The 18,587-nt window shown below is 69.3% G+C and carries 15 protein-coding genes and 1 pseudogene; 9 read left to right on the top strand and 7 right to left on the bottom strand.

Annotated elements, in window-relative coordinates:
* Positions 1-217: 217 nt before the first annotated feature.
* Entirely contained in the window at positions 218-415 is a 198-nt protein-coding gene (locus tag IPZ69_RS42280; RefSeq protein WP_235460168.1) for an acyl-CoA carboxylase subunit epsilon, read from the bottom strand.
* Positions 416-780: 365 nt separating this feature from the next.
* Between IPZ69_RS42280 and IPZ69_RS42275 the strand changes: the two genes are divergently transcribed.
* Both IPZ69_RS42275 and IPZ69_RS42270 read left to right on the top strand, forming a co-directional pair.
* Positions 781-1,767, top strand: a complete 987-nt coding sequence (locus IPZ69_RS42275) for a ScbA/BarX family gamma-butyrolactone biosynthesis protein (protein ID WP_268835741.1) — start codon at positions 781-783, stop codon at positions 1,765-1,767.
* A gap of 372 nt (positions 1,768-2,139) precedes the next feature.
* The gene (locus IPZ69_RS42270; protein ID WP_235460166.1) at positions 2,140-3,612 is read left to right on the top strand and encodes a multicopper oxidase family protein; all 1,473 of its coding nucleotides are present in this window, start codon (positions 2,140-2,142) and stop codon (positions 3,610-3,612) included.
* Positions 3,613-3,842: 230 nt separating this feature from the next.
* Here the strand turns inward: IPZ69_RS42270 and IPZ69_RS42265 are convergent, their stop codons facing one another.
* Both IPZ69_RS42265 and IPZ69_RS42260 read right to left on the bottom strand, forming a co-directional pair.
* Positions 3,843-4,487, bottom strand: a complete 645-nt coding sequence (locus IPZ69_RS42265; RefSeq protein WP_308407599.1) for a ScbR family autoregulator-binding transcription factor — start codon at positions 4,485-4,487, stop codon at positions 3,843-3,845.
* Between the two features lie 331 nt (positions 4,488-4,818).
* A complete protein-coding gene (locus IPZ69_RS42260) occupies positions 4,819-5,526 on the bottom strand; it encodes an HAD family hydrolase (RefSeq protein ID WP_235460162.1) in 708 nt (235 codons plus the stop codon).
* A 342-nt stretch (positions 5,527-5,868) separates the two neighbouring features.
* On the opposite strand from IPZ69_RS42260, the gene IPZ69_RS42255 reads away from it, so the two are divergent.
* The 4 genes and pseudogenes from IPZ69_RS42255 to IPZ69_RS42240 all read left to right on the top strand — a co-directional run bounded on the left by IPZ69_RS42255 (position 5,869) and on the right by IPZ69_RS42240 (position 9,206).
* Positions 5,869-6,633 carry an SDR family oxidoreductase gene (locus IPZ69_RS42255; protein WP_235460160.1) on the top strand — a complete coding sequence of 255 codons (765 nt, stop codon included), beginning with the start codon at positions 5,869-5,871 and terminating at the stop codon, positions 6,631-6,633.
* A gap of 29 nt (positions 6,634-6,662) precedes the next feature.
* A pseudogene (locus IPZ69_RS42250) lies at positions 6,663-6,903 on the top strand (RNA polymerase subunit sigma-24); the annotation flags it as partial.
* Positions 6,904-7,043: 140 nt separating this feature from the next.
* A complete protein-coding gene (locus IPZ69_RS42245; protein WP_235460158.1) occupies positions 7,044-8,081 on the top strand; it encodes an AraC family transcriptional regulator in 1,038 nt (345 codons plus the stop codon).
* A 102-nt stretch (positions 8,082-8,183) separates the two neighbouring features.
* Entirely contained in the window at positions 8,184-9,206 is a 1,023-nt protein-coding gene (locus IPZ69_RS42240) for an aldo/keto reductase (protein ID WP_235460156.1), read from the top strand.
* A 438-nt stretch (positions 9,207-9,644) separates the two neighbouring features.
* On the opposite strand, the gene IPZ69_RS42235 is transcribed toward IPZ69_RS42240, so the two are convergent.
* The 4 genes from IPZ69_RS42235 to IPZ69_RS47615 form a co-directional block, all read right to left on the bottom strand.
* On the bottom strand, positions 9,645-10,046 hold the full coding sequence (locus IPZ69_RS42235; protein ID WP_235460155.1) for a DUF6009 family protein: 402 nt from the start codon (positions 10,044-10,046) through the stop codon (positions 9,645-9,647).
* Positions 10,043-11,557: a DNA primase family protein gene (locus IPZ69_RS42230; protein WP_235460153.1), complete on the bottom strand. Its 1,515-nt coding sequence runs from the start codon at positions 11,555-11,557 to the stop codon at positions 10,043-10,045. Before IPZ69_RS42230 ends, IPZ69_RS42235 begins: the two co-directional genes overlap by 4 nt.
* A complete protein-coding gene (locus tag IPZ69_RS42225; RefSeq protein WP_235460170.1) occupies positions 11,554-12,552 on the bottom strand; it encodes a bifunctional DNA primase/polymerase in 999 nt (332 codons plus the stop codon). The genes IPZ69_RS42230 and IPZ69_RS42225 overlap by 4 nt, the downstream gene beginning before the upstream one ends.
* Before the next feature lie 968 nt (positions 12,553-13,520).
* Positions 13,521-14,330, bottom strand: coding sequence for a S1 RNA-binding domain-containing protein (locus IPZ69_RS47615; protein WP_235460152.1), 810 nt, complete (start codon positions 14,328-14,330; stop codon positions 13,521-13,523).
* A gap of 1,325 nt (positions 14,331-15,655) precedes the next feature.
* Between IPZ69_RS47615 and IPZ69_RS42215 the strand changes: the two genes are divergently transcribed.
* The 3 genes from IPZ69_RS42215 to IPZ69_RS42205 all read left to right on the top strand — a co-directional run.
* Complete coding sequence (locus tag IPZ69_RS42215; protein WP_235460150.1) at positions 15,656-15,973, top strand: acyl carrier protein; 318 nt, start codon at positions 15,656-15,658, stop codon at positions 15,971-15,973.
* 240 nt (positions 15,974-16,213) lie between these two features.
* Positions 16,214-17,473, top strand: a complete 1,260-nt coding sequence (locus IPZ69_RS42210) for an AAA family ATPase (RefSeq protein WP_235460148.1) — start codon at positions 16,214-16,216, stop codon at positions 17,471-17,473.
* Positions 17,470-18,587 (top strand): ParB/RepB/Spo0J family partition protein (locus IPZ69_RS42205; RefSeq protein ID WP_235460147.1); only part of this gene is annotated, 1,118 nt, incomplete at its 3' end. The genes IPZ69_RS42210 and IPZ69_RS42205, both read left to right, overlap by 4 nt.

Below are 18,587 nucleotides of genomic sequence, written 5' to 3'. Positions count from 1 at the left end.
CGCGAGCGCTTCGGCGCGGACCATCTCCAGCTCCGCCACCCGCTCGCGGGCATCCGCCACCCCCGTAGAGGCCAGGGCAATGTCATTCACAACGGTCACGGCGTTTTCCTCCCTGAAGGTGCGGCCCTGGCAATGATCTCCACCGTAACAAACCGTCTGTGCGGTTTGAATACTCGGCGGCGGAGCCGCACGTGAATCAGCCATTGATGATGGCGGCCTACCGCCAGTTGTACGGAGAGCGATAGGCCGCGGCGTCCCGTTCCGGTCGCCACAGCGGGACGTTGGGCTTCTGCTCGTCGCCGTCGCTCTCACCACGGCCGGCCAGCATTGCGCACAACACGATGGCGACCGCGGCCAGCTCTACGTCGGTGGCTCGGCCGCGCTCGATCCGAAGTACCGTTTCGCCGCTTTCCATTCGGCCGACTTCCTTTCTCCCCGACTCTTGGCCACGGTCGGCCACCGAACTCAAGGACCACTCTTGATCTGCTTGAGATCCGTCTGCCGACGGCTGCGCGCACGGTCGAGCGGAAGGCCGCGGACCCCGTCGCCGACACCTGCTGGAGCGCCGGGTGCCGGGTCGACGGGACGGCAGGACAACGGCCCTTCGGACAGTCGCTGTTGAGCCATCCGGCGTCCGCGGCGCGGAGTCCGACCCTCCACATCCCGCCAGGGCGGAAGGGTACGTACCGCTAGAAATGAAACCGGCTGGTATGTATCTTTGCTGCCGCCGAGGTGCTTCGCCTCGGCACCCATCCACCGCATCCCGGTAACGGGGGGGCTATGTCTGCGAGCACGTTCCGCCTCGAACACATGCCGGTCAGCGCAGTATTCATAGGAGCGACGAAGTCAGCGGGAATCGGCTCCTTGCGTTTCCCGTCCCTGACCACCACCGTCCCCAGGGAGCTCGTCCACCGCGCCAGCGTGGCCGAAGTCATGCTCACGGGCTGGGAACGCAAGGACGACAGCCACTTCTCCGTGGCTGCTCAGTGGCCCCGTCTGCACAGCTTCTTCACCCCCGTGGACGGCCAGCACGATCCGCTCATCATTGCCGAAACGATCCGTCAGGCCGGAATACTCCTCGCTCACGCGGAATTCGGAGTTCCGCTCGATCACCACTTCCTGATGTGGGATCTCGCGCTCGAAACCAAACCGTCGCAGCTCTTGGTCAGCGACGTACCGGCGTCGCTCGACATGGACATCGCGTTTCTCGACGTCAAGCGCCGCCGCAACGGCTTGGCCGGAGCCCACCTCGAGTTGGTGATACGCCGGGACGGACAGGTGGCCGCCACCGGAAGCGCCACCTTCACCTGCACCTCTCCCGGCGTCTACCGACGTATGCGGGCTCTGTCGACTCCGGGCGCCGCCGAGCCGTCGCCCCTTTTGGCCCCGACAGCGCCGCAGACCGTCGGCCGCGTGTCACCCACGGATGTGGTGCTCTCACCCACCGAAGAAACAGACCGCTGGCGGCTTCGGGTGGACACCCGCCACCCTGTTCTCTTCGACCACCCCGTCGACCACGTGCCGGGCATGATGCTGCTCGAAGCGGCCCGCCAGGCGACGGCCGCGCACCTGGGCCGGCCCTGCGTGCCGATCGGCATCATCAGTGATTTCAGGCGGTACGTGGAGCTGAACACCCCGTGCATGGTCGAGGCGTACCGCCTTGAGGGGTGGGGCCCGGCCTCCGAGGAGGCCGTGGTCGTAACGGGCCATCAGGAGGGCGAACTCGTCTTCCAGATCACCGTGACCGTGGCTCGGCCGTCGGTATGACGGACGCCGGCCGAGCCGCGCACCACCGGAGTGCGGCGCTGCGGCGCGGCGTTCTTCCCAGCCCCGGGGCGTCCGCGACAGGCGGATTCCCCGGGGCTTCGCGCGTCTGACCCACACCCCTTCCCCACCCGTGCACGGGCCGGTCGCGTGCCCCGGCCAAGGGCCGTCCCTCTCCTTCCCGGTGGGGGGTCTGTGCGGCGGCCCTCGGTCCTCCCCCGCCCCGGTTTTCCGACCGTGCCGCGCGACCTGCCCGGCACTCCCCTGCCGGACCCCGTTCCTCCGCCCATCAAGGCTCAAGCACCGTGTGCTGAAGTCGGCTCCGCCCGCGTCCACCCCCCGGCCCGACGCGAACAGCCGAGCGAGGAGAACGTCATGCCCACCCGACGAACCGTGCTCAACGCAGCCTTGGTCACGGCCGGCAGCGGTGTATTCACCGGGGCCGCCCTCACGCCCCTGATGCGCCACGGCGAGGACGCGGCCGCCGTCGAGCCCGCCGCCGCCAACGTGGACGCACCGGCCATCGAGAAGTTCAAGCTGCGCATGCCCGTCCCGCGGGTGCTGACCCCGTACTCCACGTCCGACGGCGTCGACCGCTACCGAATCACCATGCGGACGACCCAGGCGGAGATCCTGCCCGGCCTCCGGACGACCGTCGAAACCTACGGCGGGTACTTTCCGGGCCCCGTCATCCGGGCCCGCTCCGGCCGGCCGGTCGCCATCACGCAGCGCAACAGCCTCGACATGCCCACCTCGGTCCACCTGCACGGCTCCTCGGTGCCCGCGATCGACGACGGCGGACCGATGGAGACCATCGCGCCGGGCGGCTCGCGCCTGTACACGTACCCGAACCAGCAGTCGCACGCCTCGCTGTGGTTCCACGACCACGCGCACCACATGGAGTCCGAGCACGTCTACCGCGGCCTGTACGGCACCTATCTGCTGACCGACGCAGAGGAGCGGTCTCTGCCGCTGCCCTGCGGGGCCTACGACGTTCCCATCGCCATCCGTGACGCCCAGTTCGACGCGGCGGGCCAGTTCGTCTACGTGATGGGCGACTTCCAGAACCGCACCACGCTGATGGCCAACGGTGTCGCCTACCCGAGGTTCGAGGTCGCCGCCCGCAAGTACCGTCTGCGGCTGCTGAACTCCTCCAACCTGCGCTCGTTCCGGCTGCGCCTGGCCGACGGCGGGGAAATCGTCCAGATCGGCTCGGACGGCGGCCTGCTGACCAAGCCCAACCCGACGGACGCCGTCTTCCTCTCCCCCGGCGAACGCGTCGACGTCGTCGTGGACTTCTCCCGCTACGCCGTGGGCACGCAGCTGGTGCTGGAGAACACGCTCCTCAACGGCGGGCCGGCCGAGCTGCTCGGCCAGGTGATGCGCTTCGACGTGGTGCGCACCGCCACCGACCGCAGCGAGATCCCCTCGGCGCTGCGCGAGCTGCCGCCGCTGCCCCAGCCCACGGCCGAGCGGACCGTGGTGCTGAGCATGGACGAGACGGGCGGCGCGAACGCCAAGGGCTACATCAACGGCAAGACCTACGACCCGGACCGGGTCGACGACTTCATACGCCACGGCGCCAGTGAGGTCTGGACGGTGACGAACACCAACCGGTTCGTCCCGCACAACATCCACCTGCACCTGGTGCAGTTCCGGGTGCTGGAGCGCAACGGTCAGCCCCCGGCCCCCGCCGAGGCGGGTCTGAAGGACACCGTGATGCTGATGCCGGGCGAGACGGTGAAGCTGCAGGCGACCTTCGACACCTACCGCGGCACGTACCTGTACCACTGCCACCTGATCGACCACGCGGCCATGGGCATGATGGCCCAGTTCAAGGTCAGCTGAGCCGTCCCGGGGCGCTGCGGGGCTGTGCGGGGCCGTGGCGGCGCGAGCCCGTGCACGGGGCGTTGGAGGGCGGGCAGGCCCTCCAACGCCCCGTGGACCCGTGCTACGGCGCCTGTCCCCCGCTACGACACCTGTCGCGGCCCGGACGACGAGGACGGCTCACCCGGGGACCGCTCTGTCCTGGGGCGAGACTCTGACGTACGCAGTCCAGACGACGCCCTGGCGGGGCATCAGATCATCACGGGAGCCAGGCCCTCCTCGTCGACCACGCGGGCTCCGCGGTCGGGGGCCATGTCCAGCCGCACGAGGATCGCGGGCGCGGCGATGGAGGGCAGCAGGTACTTCAGGAGGAGCGAGACCCGGTACTCGACGTCCTGCAGGTCCGTCTCCAGATGCGAGTACAGCTGCACCCCGTTGAACGCGCCGACGACCAGTTCGGCGACCTCGCGGGGCGCCACGTCGGCCAGCGTCTCACCGCGCCTCAGCGCCTCGGTGAGGATCTCCGTCAGCAGGTCGACCCATATCGGCCACGCACTGCCGTAGTGCTTGCGGCCGATGGGATCGGAGGAGAGCCGGGCGCCCGCACGCAGGATGGGGTCGTGCCCCAGCCGGTTGGCCACCGTCATGGCGACGTCGACGAGTTCCTGGAGTTTGATCTCGCGAGTGGGCAGACGCTGATCCGTCTGGACGTCCAGGATGCCCCGCGCAAGCGCTTCCTTGGAGTCGAAGTGGAAGTACAGCGCGCCCTTGGTCACGCCTGCGGACTTGAGGATGTCCGCGACCGTCGCGGCGCTGTACCCCTGCTCCGCGAACACTTCCGCGGCTCCTTCCAGAACCGCACGACGGGTCCGGACCGCCCGTTCCTGTTGCGCCACTGGGTCCCTCCTACAGTCACCGTGCTCCGCAGCAGCGCACGTTCAAAAGAAACCGTCTGTGAGGTACCTTACGCGCAATACCAAGCTTCAACAAAGACCCCCGCGAATATTCCACTTCGCTCATCCTCGATCCCGCCGCGGGGCCGGAAGGGCTCAGTGGAGCCAATAACACCTGTTCGCAGGGGCGTTGAGAGGTGTCCGGGAATCGAGGCCACGTGTCACTCTCTGGACTGGACCGGGCACAGAAAGGCAGAAAAAAACCGTCCAGATCGTATGATCTTGCCCCGAATATTCCCTTGCACGTTATTTGTACCGCCGCTGCACCGTCGTGTCAGGCGCGGGCCGGCGTGAGGTCGGCCGACTGCTGCCAGACGAGGCCCTCGGCGGCCTCCGCGTCGATGGCGCTCAGCATCCGCTCGTCGATGCCGTCGAGGGACCGGACCAGGTGCCGTACGCCGGCTTCCCGCATCAACTGGTCCTGGAAGGAATGCTCGAACGAAGTCGGGTGCCCGATGAACGCCGCGCCCAAGGAGCGTGCCACCTCGGCCACCCGCGCCACGTCGTCGATGAACAGGACCTGGTCGCAGCTCAGGCCGAACACGTTCTCGGCGATCTCCCGCACGCCGGGGCGGAAGCGGTCGGTGCACACGTACTGCGGCTCGTCGAAGTACCCGGCGTACTCGGCGAGATGACGGTCGAAGTGCGACCGGTCCAGACCGCCGTAACAGACCAGGGGGACACCGGTGGCGCGCAGCCGCTCCAGCAGCTCACCGGCACCGTCCATGACGTGCACCGGATGCTCTCTGAGGTACTCCTCGCGCTCCAGGAAGTACGCCTTCACGACTTCTTCCGGGGTGCCTTCGACACCCGTCGCGACGGCGGCCCGCATCCGGGACTGGGACAGCACGTTCCGCTCGATCTCCGCGGTGTAGGCCATCCCCCGCCGCGTCAGGAACCGGTGGATGACCGGGCTGAACGTGTCGTTCAGCAGAACCCCGTCGATGTTCACCGCAACCAGACGCAGATGTCGTAGCACCATGGGACCGCCTTCGCGTCGAGCCGCACCGGCCGTGCGGACACAGATAAGAGGAAGCACTCAGGTGAAGTGACGCCGCCCGCTCAGAGCGCGCGACGAGGGCCTATGTGGCGACCGAGGGTACGCCGACGGCCGACACGCCCAGGGCACGCAGGGTCTCTCACAACTCCCCCATATTAAACCGGGTGTGCGGTTTCTTCAACTGTCGTTGAGATGGCCACAGATGACGATGAAACAAACCTTCTTCTCCCACCCGGCACCCGGCACGGGGCGCCGCCGCCAGACTGTCGGCCGGAGCCGGCGCAGCGCCGGCCTCAAGGGGTGGGAGAGACAGGGGGAACAGGCATGGGGGACCTGAAAGGGAAAACCGCTCTGGTGACCGGGGCGAGCCGGGGCATCGGCCGGGGCATCGCCCGCAGATTAGCCGCGGACGGGGCGCTCGTCGCCGTGCACTACGCGACCAAGGAGACCGCGGCCGAAGAGACCGCCGAGCTCATCGCCCGGGACGGGGGGCGCGCCTTCCTCGTACGGACGCCGCTCGGCACGCCCGGTGACGTGCCGGCGCTGTACGCGCGGCTGGACGCCGCCTTGGAGGAGCACGGCGAGCCCCGCGCGCTGGACATCCTGGTCAACAACGCGGGCTACAACATCCCGGGGGCGATCGGGGACGTGACCCCGCAGGACTTCGACCAGCTGGTGGCCGTACACGCGAAGGCCCCGCTGTTCCTCATCCAGCACGGCCTGGGACGTCTGCGGGAGGGCGGCCGCATCGTCAACATCAGCTCGGCGGCCACCCGCGTGGCCTTCCCCGGGTCGGTCGCCTACTCCATGGCCAAGGGGGCGCTCGAATCGCTCACCCTGGCGCTGGCCAAGGAGTTGGGGAGCCGGGGCATCACCGTGAACGCCGTGGCGCCGGGCTATGTGAAGACGGACATGAACAGGCAACGCTGGTCCACCCCCGAGAAGGAGGCGGCCCATGCCGCGTTGTCGGTGTTCGGGCGCATGGGAGATGTCGGCGACATCGCCGACATCGTGGCATTCCTCGCCTCCGACGAGTCGCGCTGGATCACGGGGCAGTGCATCGACGCGTCCGGGGGCGTGAACCTCTAGGTGTATTGGCTCGCAGCGTTGTTGACGCACTGACTGACAGCCCGGTCGTCCGGCTCAACCGCGCGGTCCGTCGGCCTCGCCGACGGACCGCGCGCCGGGTTGGCCGCGCTCGCTGCGCTGGACGACTCGCTGCCCCGCCACACCGCGGTGGCGGCGTACTTCCACGAGCGTGACGGCGACCTTGCGACGGCGTCACGGCTGTACGCCGGGGCGGCCCAAATGGCACCCAGCCTCGCCGAGCACGACCACGCCAGGCCGCCCGCCTCAAGACGCCCGCCGGTCTCGCTGACACGTTGCGCACTGCTCGAAGTCTCGACCCACCGACACAGGCGCCTCGTTCGCGTCCTGTCCCGCCTACCCGCACCGGTGGAGACGGACGATCGTCCGCTACGTCCGCTAGCTTGCTCGGCATGCAATCACCGGTTGACCCGCTGTCCGATGTCCTCGCTTCGTTGAACGTCAGGGCCGGGTCGCTGTCCGGCCTGGAAGCATGGGGCAGTTGGGCACTTCGCTTCGGCGTCCACGAGCACATCAAGATCGGGGCCGTACTTGACGGCTCCTGCTGGCTCGGGGCCGACGGAGCCGAGCCGGTGCGTCTCAGGACCGGTGACTGCTTCCTGCTGGCGGCGCGCGAGTCGTTCACGGTCTCCGGGGACCTGGACACGCCGTACCGCAGCGCGGAGGAGCTCTACCGGACCTCCGACAGCCGCATCGTACGGATCGGGGAGACACACGGCACCGCCGACCAGGAGCGGACGCTCATCGTCGGCGGTAGCGTCGACTTCCTCGACGCCACGGTTGCCCTGCTGCTCGACGGACTGCCACCCGTGGTCGCCATCCGTGGCGGCACTCCCCCGGCGAAGGCGATCCAGCCGCTGCTCGGGGTGTTCCTCGACGAGGTGAGCGCCATACGCATGGGCACCTCCGTGATGTCGGGGCGGCTCACCGAGATCCTGTTCATCCAGGCGCTGCGGGCCGTCGTGGCGGGAGTGAGCGAGCAGGACGGAACCGCCCTGCCGGGCTGGCTGGGTGCCCTCGGTGATCCGCGCATCGGCGGTGCGCTGCTGCTGATGCACCAGCAGACCGGCCGCCCATGGACCGTCGCCACGCTCGGAGCTCAGGTGGGCATGTCCCGGGCGAGCTTCGCGGCCCGCTTCAAGGAACTTGTCGGATTGCCGCCGCTCGTATACCTCCAGCGCTGGCGGATTCTGGCTGCCGGCCGCGAACTGCGCCACAGCGAACGGACCGTGGCCTCGGTGGCCACCGAATGGGGGTACTCGTCGGAGAGCGCGTTCAGCACCGCGTTCAAACGGGTCACCGGCATCTCACCGGCGCGGTACCGCAGCGCCCCGCTCGCAACGTTGACCGCGACGCCGGACGGCTGGCCGGCGACTCCCTTCCGCGTGCCTGCCGCCGTGGACGAACGCGCAGGTTCTTCAGACGCTTGATCATGGCCCGTCCGGTCGGCGCCTCCTAGCGTCGGAGGAGCCGTGCCGACGGCCGCAGCAGCACCGTCCACGGCGTCATCACTGATCAGTGGAAGGTGGAACATGCAGTACGAGCAGTTGGGCGCCACGGGAGTCTTCGTGTCCCGGATCGCTTTGGGTGCGATGACGTTCGGCGGGGCGGGGACACCGCCGTGGAGTGTCGTCGGTGGTCTCGATGACAAGGCTGCGGACGAGCTCGTGGGCCTCGCGCTCGACGCCGGTGTCAATCTCATCGACACCGCCGACATGTACGCGGCGGGCGAGTGCGAGGAAATCCTCGGCCGGGTGCTGGGCCCGAGGCGCCAGGGCACACTGCTCGCCACCAAGCTCCTCTCCCGCATGGGCACCGGCCCCAACGACATCGGCCTGTCACGGCTGTGGGTCACCCGGGCTCTGGAGGACAGCCTGCGACGGCTGCGAACCGACCATATCGACCTCTACCAGATCCACAGCTTCGATCCGCTGACGCCGGTGGAGGAGACGCTGGCCGCACTGGAAGATGCCGTCCGGCAAGGCAAGGTCCGCTATATCGGCGCGTCCAACCTGGCGGCGTGGCAGATGATGAAGTTCCTCGGCGCCTCGCAGCTGCGCGGGCTGGAGCGCTTTGTGTCCCAGCAGGTGTACTACTCGCTGGCCGGACGGGACATCGAGCGCGAGATCCTGCCGATGGCTGCGGACCGGAAGCTCGCCACGTTGGTGTGGAGCCCGCTTGCCGGTGGGTTCCTGTCCGGCAAATTCGACCGCGACGGCAGCAGCGAGGACACCGCGCGCCGGGCCCTCGCCGACTTCCCGCCCGTGGACCGGGAACGCGGCTGGGACATCGTGGATGTGCTGCGTGTCGTGGCCGCGCGCCACGGTGTGAGTGTGGCCCGCGTCGCCATCGCCTGGGTGCTCGCCCGACCAGGGGTCACGAGCGTGATCGTCGGCGCGAAGCGCCCCGACCAGCTCACCGAGAACCTGGCCGCCGTCGACCTCGTGCTCACCGAGGAAGACCTTGCGGAACTGGACGCGGTCAGCGCGCTTCCGGCCCCCTATCCCGACTGGTGCCAGCTCGCGCCCGGCGATCGTCTGCCGGTGCACTCCTGACCTTGCGCCAACCGCGACCGGGGGACGCCGGTCGCGGTTCGCCCGTGTGCACGAACACTCAGAAGTTCACCGCCCCCGACTCCACGCAGACCACCCACGCGAAGGTCAGCACGCGACCAAGGCCGACCAAGCGCCGAAGGTCAATGATGTGCAAGCCGTCCGCAACGCGTGATAGAGCGCTGCTGCCCGCACCGAGAGCATGACTGCCCAGACCAATCGCCGCCGGACAGGGCCTCTGCTCGTGGCACATCCGAGGGTGGTTCCATATCCGCCCCTTGCAACGCAGAGGCTCCGCCCGTACACCCAGGACGGAGCCTCTGTGTCCGTTGTCGCAGGCCAACGCACCTGAGCCGAGTGTAGCCGGGCGGCGGCTCGGTGGCCGGCACGGCCGCCGAGCCGAGCAGCTCCCTTTGCCGGCCAGGGATTACCGGCCATGGCTCACAGGGGCAGCGACACTCCGCGCTCCTGCGCCTGCGACGACGGCGGCCCGCCTTCGGACCGCTCGGTCTTGCGCCCCTTGCTGCCCGGCGCCAGCGTGCGCGGATCCACCGCCTCGGCCGGCGCGCCCGTGGCGTACAGCCCGTCGGGGACGGCGTCCCGGTCGTGCGGGAGCAGCCAGAACACCCGGCGGCGGAACGTGCCCGAGGAGCGGGACGGCTTGGCGTCGGACCCGAGCAGTGCGTAGCCGACCATGCGACCGTCGCGGTGGTAGGCGGGCTTGCCTCTGCGGGTCGGCAACCGGTCCAGACTCTGCCGCACGTAGTCGAGCCCACCGATGTCTTCCAGCCAGACGAGGTCGACCTCGTGGATGATCTCGTCCTCTTCTATGAGGGCGCTCATGCCGTCTCCTCGTCGGCCATCAGTCCGATGCCCGGGTAGTACTTGCGCTGGTTGGACAGGATCATCTCCTTCGGAGACGCCAGCCCCACCACCTCTCGGACCCGTGCCGCGAAGGCCCGGGACGATATCGCCGGTGCCCCTTCATTTTGACACCAGGTCTTGTAGACAGCGTAGAGCTGTGCCTGTTCTGCCCGCAGATCGGGCACCAGCCTGCAGGATTCCGACAGGAAACGTCCCGTGTGGTCCTCCGTCTCCGCGTACGCCGTGGTGGCGATACGGACCCGCTCGGGGCCCGCGAGGTCCTTCTCACCGCTCAGATAGCGGCGGGCGCCCAGGATCAGCCAGTTGAGGATGCCGGGGCCCTCCTCGGTGACGAGGATGTCCGCCAGGTTGTCGATCTTGCGGTCGTCCGACACGACCCGCTCGAAAGGAATCAGCCGCATCCGGCGCCAGAACGCGAAGCCGCCGGTGCCCACTTCGGGGCGGTGGTTGCCGAGCAGCCAGAGCTTGTGGGTGGGCTGGAAGCTGAAGAAGTCCTGCCGCATGCGGCGCGCCTTGATGCGGTCGCCACCGGTCAGCAGCTTCACCCGCGCCTCGTCGAAACGGTCCCCCGGCTTGACCTCGCTGCACACGATGACGCGCCGGCCGTGCAGCTCGGCGAGGTCGGTGGGGTGCCCCTCGTAGGGGCGGGCCATCAGGAAGCCGGGCGGGGCGGCGTCCGCGTAGTCGCCCACGAGTTTCATCAGCACGTCCAGCAGTACCGACTTGCCGTTCTTGCCGGACCCGAACAGGAACGGCATCACCTGGCCGCCGACGTCCCCGCTGATGGAGTAGCCGAGGAGCAGGTGCAGGAAGTCGATCATCTCGGCGCCCTCGGGCCCGTCGCCGAAGGTGTCGGCGAGGAACCGGTCCCAGCGCGGGGTGGGCATGGCCTGCGGGGAGGCGGTGGTGGAGCGGGAGTGGAAGTCCTTGTTCGGGTCGGGGGTACGGATCAGTCCGGTGCGCAGGTCGACGATGCCGGCCGGGGTGCACAGCGCGTAGGGGTCGGCGTCCAGGCGGGCCGCGTTGAGGACCATGCCGGGCGCGGACTTGGCCTGGGTGAGCATCGCGTTCATGCCGCTGGTGCTCAGTGCCCGGCGACGGTGCTGCTGCAGCGCGGTGGAGCTGTGGGCGCCGCGCGGGTCGTTGGTGGCGATGGACTCCGCCAGGTCGCCGGCGGCCCACACCACGGTGTCGTCCTCGTCCAGCTGCCAGCGGGTGCTGTCCCAGCGGTACCAGCCGAGGCCGGGGACGTGCCGGTAGTCGTTGGAGTAGAGCTTGACGAAGAGTTTGGCGTTGCCGCGGTCGCTGAGGGTGTCGGGAAGCAGCCCGTCGGCGGTGGCCTCGCCGTCGGTGGCGCGCACGTCGGTGTCCGCCGCGGTGCCGCCCTGCCGTGGCACGGAGGTGTGCTGGGCGAGGATCTGCGCAGCAACCGCCTGGGCGTCGAAGAGCGCGTTGTCGTCGGAGGTCATGCGCGGCCTCCCGGGGACAGCGGGCGCTGCCGCCCGGCGCTCAGCCCGCTGCGGATGACGGCCCGGTAGCGGCGCTCCTGCCCGGGGCGGGCGTACTCGGCGGCCTCGGCCAGCATCCGCTCGGCCTCGTCGTCGTCCAGGTGCCCGGCTGCGACGAGCCCTCCGGCGGTGTAGGCGGCCCGGTTGAGCTTCTCGGAGAAGGCGGCGCCCTCGGACACGGCGGCACAGGCCGCCACTTCGGCCAGTACGGAGGCCAGCGCACGGTTGGCCGCAGGACGGCCGCCACCGGCCGCGAGGACGGCCTGCCGGGCCCGTGGCGGCACCGGACGGGGCACGGGGACGTGGGCGGGCGGCAGATGCGCGGTGCGCTCCAGTTCGCGCGCCAGCCAGCCGGGCAGCGGCGCGGGCTCGCGCAGCGGCCCCACCGGCTCGTAGACGCCGGCCTCGGTGACGGTGCCGGGCGCGACGATGTAGCCGCCGTGCGCGCGTACGTCGACCTGCCAGGCCAGGGCACGCCCGCTGCCGGACCCGGCGGAGCACTGCCAGCGTTGCCCGTTCTGGGCCCGGTACCAGACGTGGAGGCCCCCTGAGGGCGTGCGCACGCGCAGGGTGCTCTCGTCGTCCGCGGGGCTGCTCATGCCGCGCAGGGCGGCCAGCACGCCGATCGTGTGGAAGCCGTTGGACAGCCCGGTCAGGTCGATGCCGGCGGAGATGTCGATGCCGGGCAGCAGCCGGTCCCGGGAGGGCAGTTCCTGGGCGTGCGCGTCGACGTCGATGACGACCAGACCGGCGGGCCCGCAGGCGATGCCCACGCCGAAGCCCGGGTTGGCGCTCCACCACTGCTCGATCCTGGCGAAGTCAAGGGTGGCGGCACGGAATCCGTGACACCAGCGACCGGCGGCCGGGCAGGGGCAGCCCCGGTAGGTATGTCCGGGACTGCGGCAAGCCTCGCAGTTGCCCGCAGGAGTCTTGCGACCCGGAGACAGCGGATGCACGGGCCAGCCCCGGCTGGCACACCAGCGGGCGGTGGCCAGGGAGCGAGCGGGCACCGGCGGAACGGGGTCCGGCTGCCTTGAGTCGCTGCGTGAAAACCGCAGCTCAGGCACCATTCACATCCCCCACCAGCGACCGAAGCGACTCAACGACTGAGACAGCCTAGCGAACTACAGGGATAGAAGGGGACACGCCTGGGAACAAAAACGCCTGCGTGTCGCCCCCCGCCCCTCCAGCGACCGAAGGAAAGACCCAGCGACTGAACGGATTTCGGTCGCTGTCTCAGTAGCTCAACGAATCCGCAGGTCAAAGGGTACGCACTGAACTAAAAAGCGACTGAAGCGACTGAAGGTCTCTATCTATAACGCCCACACACGCATGCGCACACGTACGTTGCGCTTCATATACCCGAACCGTCGGTCGCTTCGGTCGCTAGATCACCCACGGAGCCGCTCTGACCTGGGCTTTCTCCAAGCGACCCAAAGCGACTGTTTGAACTTTCAGTCGCTCTTCTTCAGTCGCTGCCCCACCACCCCGTCCAGGAGAGCAGCGACTCAACTCCCGACGGGTCCACGCGCAGCGACAACAGCGACTCAAGTGACGCTGCGGCGAACCTGGACCCGAAGCCGAACACTTCTCCGCTCCTTGGCCTGCTCCCGGCCCCGGTCCGGACTTGTTGACCCGGGAAGCAACACCGACCGTCGGTCGCTTCGGTCGCTTCAGTCGCTCCGAGGGCTGCCGCGCACCGGGCTCTCTTGTTGGAGTGTCCGCCCGGATCCTCTGCCGGGGTCCAGCAGAGCGGTCCCCGGCTACTGCGCTGGGCCCCTGCTCCCATTGGGCCCTCTGCTCCCGAAGCTGCGGCGAAGTGGCAAGTAGCTCTGTGTTGCTGAGCTGAGGTTGCGCTTGCTCGTGATCGGTACTGCCCGTCCATGAGGGCGTGGGCAGCCTGTGGTCACCAGTCGGAAGCGGCTCAGTCGCCTGTCGTCCGTAGTGAGAGAGTGATGCGCTGGCGGGCGAGGTCGATATCGAGCAGGGCGACGCGGACGTCGTCGCCGACAGACACTGCTTGCTCGGGCTCGGTGATGTCGTGGTCGGCGAGTTCCGCCAGCGGTACCAGGCCCTCGATCCCCGGCACGACGCGAACGAACGCACCGAACGGGACCAGCTTGGTGACCTGTCCTGACAGGGTCTCGCCCACCTCGTGCGCGTCGGCGAATACCTGCCACGGGTCCGGCTGCAGCGCTTTGATCGACAGGCTGACCTGTTCCCAGGCGTAGTCGACGGCCAGGATCTTGGCGCGGATCTCGCGGCCGATAGGGGCGACGTCGCCCAGGTCGAACTGCCCCCACGCCATCTCGGGGATGCGCAGCCAGCCGACGCCGCGGCCGAGATCGTCGTTCAGGTCAATGTGGACGGCGATGTCACGCAGCCCGCTGGAGACGACACCCGTGACGGTGTCGCCGACCCTCAGCGCCGCGAGGTAGGTGCGTAGTTCGTCGGCCCGGGTGCGGTTGGTGCGCCAGCGTGCCCGCAGCACGCCGTCAGCATCGGGAACCTCAGCGGCAGCCAAGGGGCGGCGGTCGGCCGGCGCCAGCGGGACCAGGGCGTACCGGTGCCCCGGCTCGCCCTTGACCGGGGCTTGCGTGGGATTGCCGACGATCCGTTCCTGGTGGAACCCTCCGCTGGGGTACTGCTCGACCAGCAGTTGGAGCCGGTCCTGCCGCGCGATCGCGGCGCGGACCGCGCCGACATCCTCGGTGAGATCCGGCCAGCCGGGCACGCGGGCGAAGCCGACCGCGCAGCTCCTCAACCTCGTCCGGCGTGGTGGGCCGGTGCCACGTGTACGCGTTGCGGATGTGCTGCTCCTCCACCAGCACTCCGCCGCGGTCGTCAACCAGCCGGGCCGCTTCCGCCCAGAACCCGGCGTTGGCGGGCCGTTGTTCGTCGACCTCGTCGAGCGAGGGATCGCACGGGGACAGCTCCACCCGGTCCACGCGCAACCCCAGCGCCCGCGCGCGGGACACGGCCTGCTCGGACACATTCGTGACGCCGACGTAGACGTCGGCGTGGGTTCCCACGTGTACGAAGAACCTGCCGTCGCCCACCAGCCGGCACCAGGTGCCCTCGCGCAGCACCATGGCGCGGACCAGGCCCAGTGCGGTGCCTAGCGGGACGAGCGCGCCGTTGTGGTAGCCGGTCAGGTCATACGGGAACAGCCCGTCGAGCCCGTGGCCACCGCGCCCCGTGCGCACGGAGAAGGAGAAGAACCCGTCTTTCATAGGGTTGTCGACGGCGAGATGGGTGAGTCCGGTGTCGAGCGCGAACCCGGCCACCGCCGCTGCCCACGCGTTCGCGGCGCTCTCGCGTGAGTCGTACGCAAAGACTGACGAGCCGTTGGGCTGTTGAGGCTCCGCCTCGAAGGGGCGCAGGCGGTAGACGAAGGGCGCCATGTCAGCGCCCGGCGCGGCTCGAAGTCGCCCCAAGGGCCGGTCGCGGGTGGGCAAGATTCAAGATCATCCTGCCACCGTAGCGACGTTCCACACCGCACGGAAGACAACCGCGGAGCACCACGCGATTCGGCAGGGGTGTGTGGCCCAGGGTGATGTCCGTCGAGGGCGCGGACCCGGTTCTCATGTTCCCGGCGGGCATTGCGTTGTGCTGGGACTGCCGCAGTGCCGGGGGCGCCGTCGAGGGGCTGGCGCGCGCGAGGAGCTTCCGGTGGCCGTACGCCGTGGCCACGCCCTGGTCGAGCGTGGTCCGCTCCGCAGGGTCGAGGCCGGCGGAGCTGAGGAAGTCGGCGACCTCAACCGGCATGTCGAAGGGGACCGGCAGTTCCCGGGTCGGCGAGTCCTCGCGGACGGCGGTGCGTTTTTCGGGAGTAGGGGCTATTACGCCGTAATACCCCCTACTCGACCACGCCGTAGTGGGCAGAGCCATTACGACGTAATAGCCCCCGAGGTGATGGCCCACGCCTCCCCTCCCCCACACGCCTCTCCCCAGGACCTGAGCCCCCGTCAACGGGGATTCGAGCGCCCCACGGCAGTCTGCTTGCACAAGTGCGTCAGCACCGCCCCGACAGGTCCGCAGCTGGAAGGAAGCACGTCGATGGCCTCAGCACCGTGGAACGCGACGTTCGAAGCAATCCTCCGGCGGGGCCTGCCCGGCCTCGCCCAGGACAAGACCCCCGCGGCCGACGAGCCCCTGGAGACGTACGGCCTGGACTCGCTGGCGCTCATCGGCATCGTCAGTGGGCTGGAGGCGGCGTTCGACATCAGCCTCGCTGGCGAGGTCGTCGTCCCGGTCCACAGCCTGACCGCCGGTCAGCTGTGGGGCATCGTGTCCGCCGCGATCCAGCCGGCCTGGGACACGACCCGCTCCTCCAACCGCCGTTCGCAGGGCCCGAGCCCCTGGGCCATCGCCTGACGGCTCCCCCAACACCTCACCCCTATTACGGCGTAATAGCCCCGGCGGCCCCTCGGTCCCCGGCCCTGGCTATTACGCCGTAATAGCTCCCGCACCGGCGACTCGCCCCCGGCGGTCGGGCGCGACGGACAGGCCCCCGAACCCTCCCGGTCCCCCTGAGGCCCCTCCACACTCAGCCAACTTTCCCAAACTAACGTGTCGGAGGAGATTTGGATCAAGAACGTTAGTAAAGTAGCCCGCATGAGTTCTCCAGCCACCTCCAGCGACCGCGAGAAGGTCGTCTCCAAGCTGCCGGGTCGGCTCCGGCAGGACCTCAAAGTGAGAGCCGCACAGCACGGCCTCGACATCCAAAGCGCCGTCGAGCAGGGCATCACCGCCTGGTGCGGCCTCGCCTCCGCCCTGGAACCCATCGACACCGCGGGCGCCGACTCCTTCTCCACCTTCCTCCCCCAGGGCCAGTGGGACGAGTTCAAGCAGGCAGCCACCGACCGCGGGGTCTCCCTCATCCAGGGCCTCGCCCAGTCCGTCAGGCTCTGGCTCGACACCAACCCCGCCCCCGACGTCGTACGACCGGCCGTCACCCGCCGCATCGTCGTCTGCAACCAGAAGGGCGGCGTCGGCAAGACCGCCATCACCGCCGGTACCGGCGAGGCGATGGCCGAGGACCCCAACAAGCTCTACCCGGTCCGCGTGGCCAAGCAGTTGGTCGCCGCCCTGCGCGCCGTCGAGGGTGACGAGGACACCTCCGTCGAGGACCCGCTGGACATCGAGAGCCTGCCCGGGCTCGGCATGCGTGTCCTCCTGGTCGACTTCGACCCGCAGTGCCACCTCACCAACCAGCTCGGCGCCTCCCCCGTGCCGATGAACGGCGACAGCCTCACCAACCACATGGCGGGCGACCCCAAGGGCGACCTGCGCGACCTGATCGTCTCCATCGACGACGAGCACTTCGCCGGCCGCCTGCACCTGCTGCCCGGCTGCAACGACGCCTTCCTCCTGGACGTACGCCTCTCCGCCGTACGGGCCCGGGAAGCCGCCCTGGAGCGCGCCCTGGCACCCCTCGAAGCCGACTACGACGTCATCCTCATCGACTGCCCGCCCAGCCTCGGCCTCAGCATGGATGCCGCCGCCTACTACGGTCGGCGCCGCAACAACGAGAAGCCCGGCCAGTCCGGCGCCCTCATCGTTGTCCAGGCCGAGGACAGTTCCGCCGACGCCTACGAGCTCCTCACCACCCAGATCGAGGACCTCCGCGCCGACCTCTCCCTCGAAATCGACTACCTCGGCATCGTCGTCAACCTCTACGACGGCCGCCGCGGCTACATCGCCACCTCCTCCCTGCAGGGCTGGGTGGACATAAAGGATCCCCGTGTGGTGGGCCTCGTCGGAGACCTGAAGGAACAAAAAGAAGCCGTCCGCATGAAGCAGCCGCTGCTCTCCTACGCCCCCAAGTCCCAGCAGTCGGTCAGCGTGCGTGCCCTGGCCCGGGAGATCTCATGACGAAGAAGGCCGACCAACTGGGCGCGGGCCGGTTCGGCGGCTCGGCACGACCGGTCAGCGCCCGCCGCGCGGCCGTCGCGGCGGCCACCGGCGTCCCCACGGACGGCGTCGCCCCGCCCACCGAACTCGCCACCAACCGCATCAGCCTGAATCCTGACAACCCCCGCTCGACCCTGGGCGACCTGGCCGACCTTGCGGGCAGCCTCGCCACCCACGGCCAGAAGCAGGCGATCACGGTCATGAACCGTGACTCCTACGTCAAGGCCAACCCGGACCACGAGGCCGAGCTCGAACCGGACACCCATTACGTCGTAATTGACGGCAGCAGCCGCCTGGCGGCCGCGCGCGAAGCGGGCCTGGCCACGGTCAAGATCATGGTCAGCGACGACCAGGGCAGTACGGCCGAGGAACTCCTGGAGTCCGCCCTCGTGGCGAACATCCACCGCCAAGACCTCGACGAGCTCGACGAGGCCAAGGCCCTCAACCGTCTCCTGGGCATCCACGGCAGCCAGACGGCCCTCGCCAAGCGCCTGCACCGCTCCCAGGGCTGGGTCTCCCAGCGGTTGGCCCTGCTCAACCTCACCCCCGAACTCCAGGACCGCATCGGCGAGGAGCCCATCGACCTGCTGCGCGCGGTCGGCAACAAGCCGGCCGAACAGCAGGAGACGGCCCTGGAGGAACTGAAGGCCGACCGCGCCCGCAAGGAGGCGGAACGCCCTCCCCAGAAGCCCGGCAGGCGCCCGACCCATTACGACGTAATAGGAGACCCCGCCCCCGAGCCCAGCCCGGACCCGGCTCCCGCGCCGGATCCGAAGCGGCCCGCGGACCCGGCCCCGACGCCCGCCCCCGACTTGGAGCTCGACGAAGACCAGGCCCAGACCCCGGTCCCAGAGCCGGAGCCGGAGACCATCCCTGCCCTCACGGACTCGACGGTCCCCGAACCCCGCACCGACTCCTCCAACCCCCCGAAGCTCCCCTACGACGACGGCGCCTTCCTGGCGATGCACCTCATCCGCAAGATGACCGACACCGAGTTCGACAAGATGCTCCGCATCCTGAACGAGCACCAGCAGGAGCGAACCACCGCGGCCGTCACGGTCACCGGGGAGAACTG

It is taken from the genome of Streptomyces olivochromogenes, assembly GCF_021538895.1.
In the GTDB taxonomy this organism is placed as follows: domain Bacteria; phylum Actinomycetota; class Actinomycetes; order Streptomycetales; family Streptomycetaceae; genus Streptomyces; species Streptomyces olivochromogenes_A.
The sequence above is the reverse complement of the archived record's forward strand: the minus strand, read 5'-3'. Positions and strand labels throughout refer to the sequence as shown.

Coding starts and splice junctions, on each gene's coding strand:
- IPZ69_RS42240 (WP_235460156.1), top strand. CDS start 8,184: ATGCAGTACGAGCAGTTGGGCGCCACGGGAGTCTTCGTGTCCCGGATC.
- IPZ69_RS42280 (WP_235460168.1), bottom strand. CDS start 415: ATGGAAAGCGGCGAAACGGTACTTCGGATCGAGCGCGGCCGAGCCACC.
- IPZ69_RS42255 (WP_235460160.1), top strand. CDS start 5,869: ATGGGGGACCTGAAAGGGAAAACCGCTCTGGTGACCGGGGCGAGCCGG.
- IPZ69_RS42235 (WP_235460155.1), bottom strand. CDS start 10,046: ATGAGCGCCCTCATAGAAGAGGACGAGATCATCCACGAGGTCGACCTC.
- IPZ69_RS42270 (WP_235460166.1), top strand. CDS start 2,140: ATGCCCACCCGACGAACCGTGCTCAACGCAGCCTTGGTCACGGCCGGC.
- IPZ69_RS42210 (WP_235460148.1), top strand. CDS start 16,214: ATGAGTTCTCCAGCCACCTCCAGCGACCGCGAGAAGGTCGTCTCCAAG.
- IPZ69_RS42245 (WP_235460158.1), top strand. CDS start 7,044: ATGCAATCACCGGTTGACCCGCTGTCCGATGTCCTCGCTTCGTTGAAC.
- IPZ69_RS42230 (WP_235460153.1), bottom strand. CDS start 11,557: ATGACCTCCGACGACAACGCGCTCTTCGACGCCCAGGCGGTTGCTGCG.
- IPZ69_RS42215 (WP_235460150.1), top strand. CDS start 15,656: ATGGCCTCAGCACCGTGGAACGCGACGTTCGAAGCAATCCTCCGGCGG.
- IPZ69_RS42260 (WP_235460162.1), bottom strand. CDS start 5,526: ATGGTGCTACGACATCTGCGTCTGGTTGCGGTGAACATCGACGGGGTT.
- IPZ69_RS42275 (WP_268835741.1), top strand. CDS start 781: ATGTCTGCGAGCACGTTCCGCCTCGAACACATGCCGGTCAGCGCAGTA.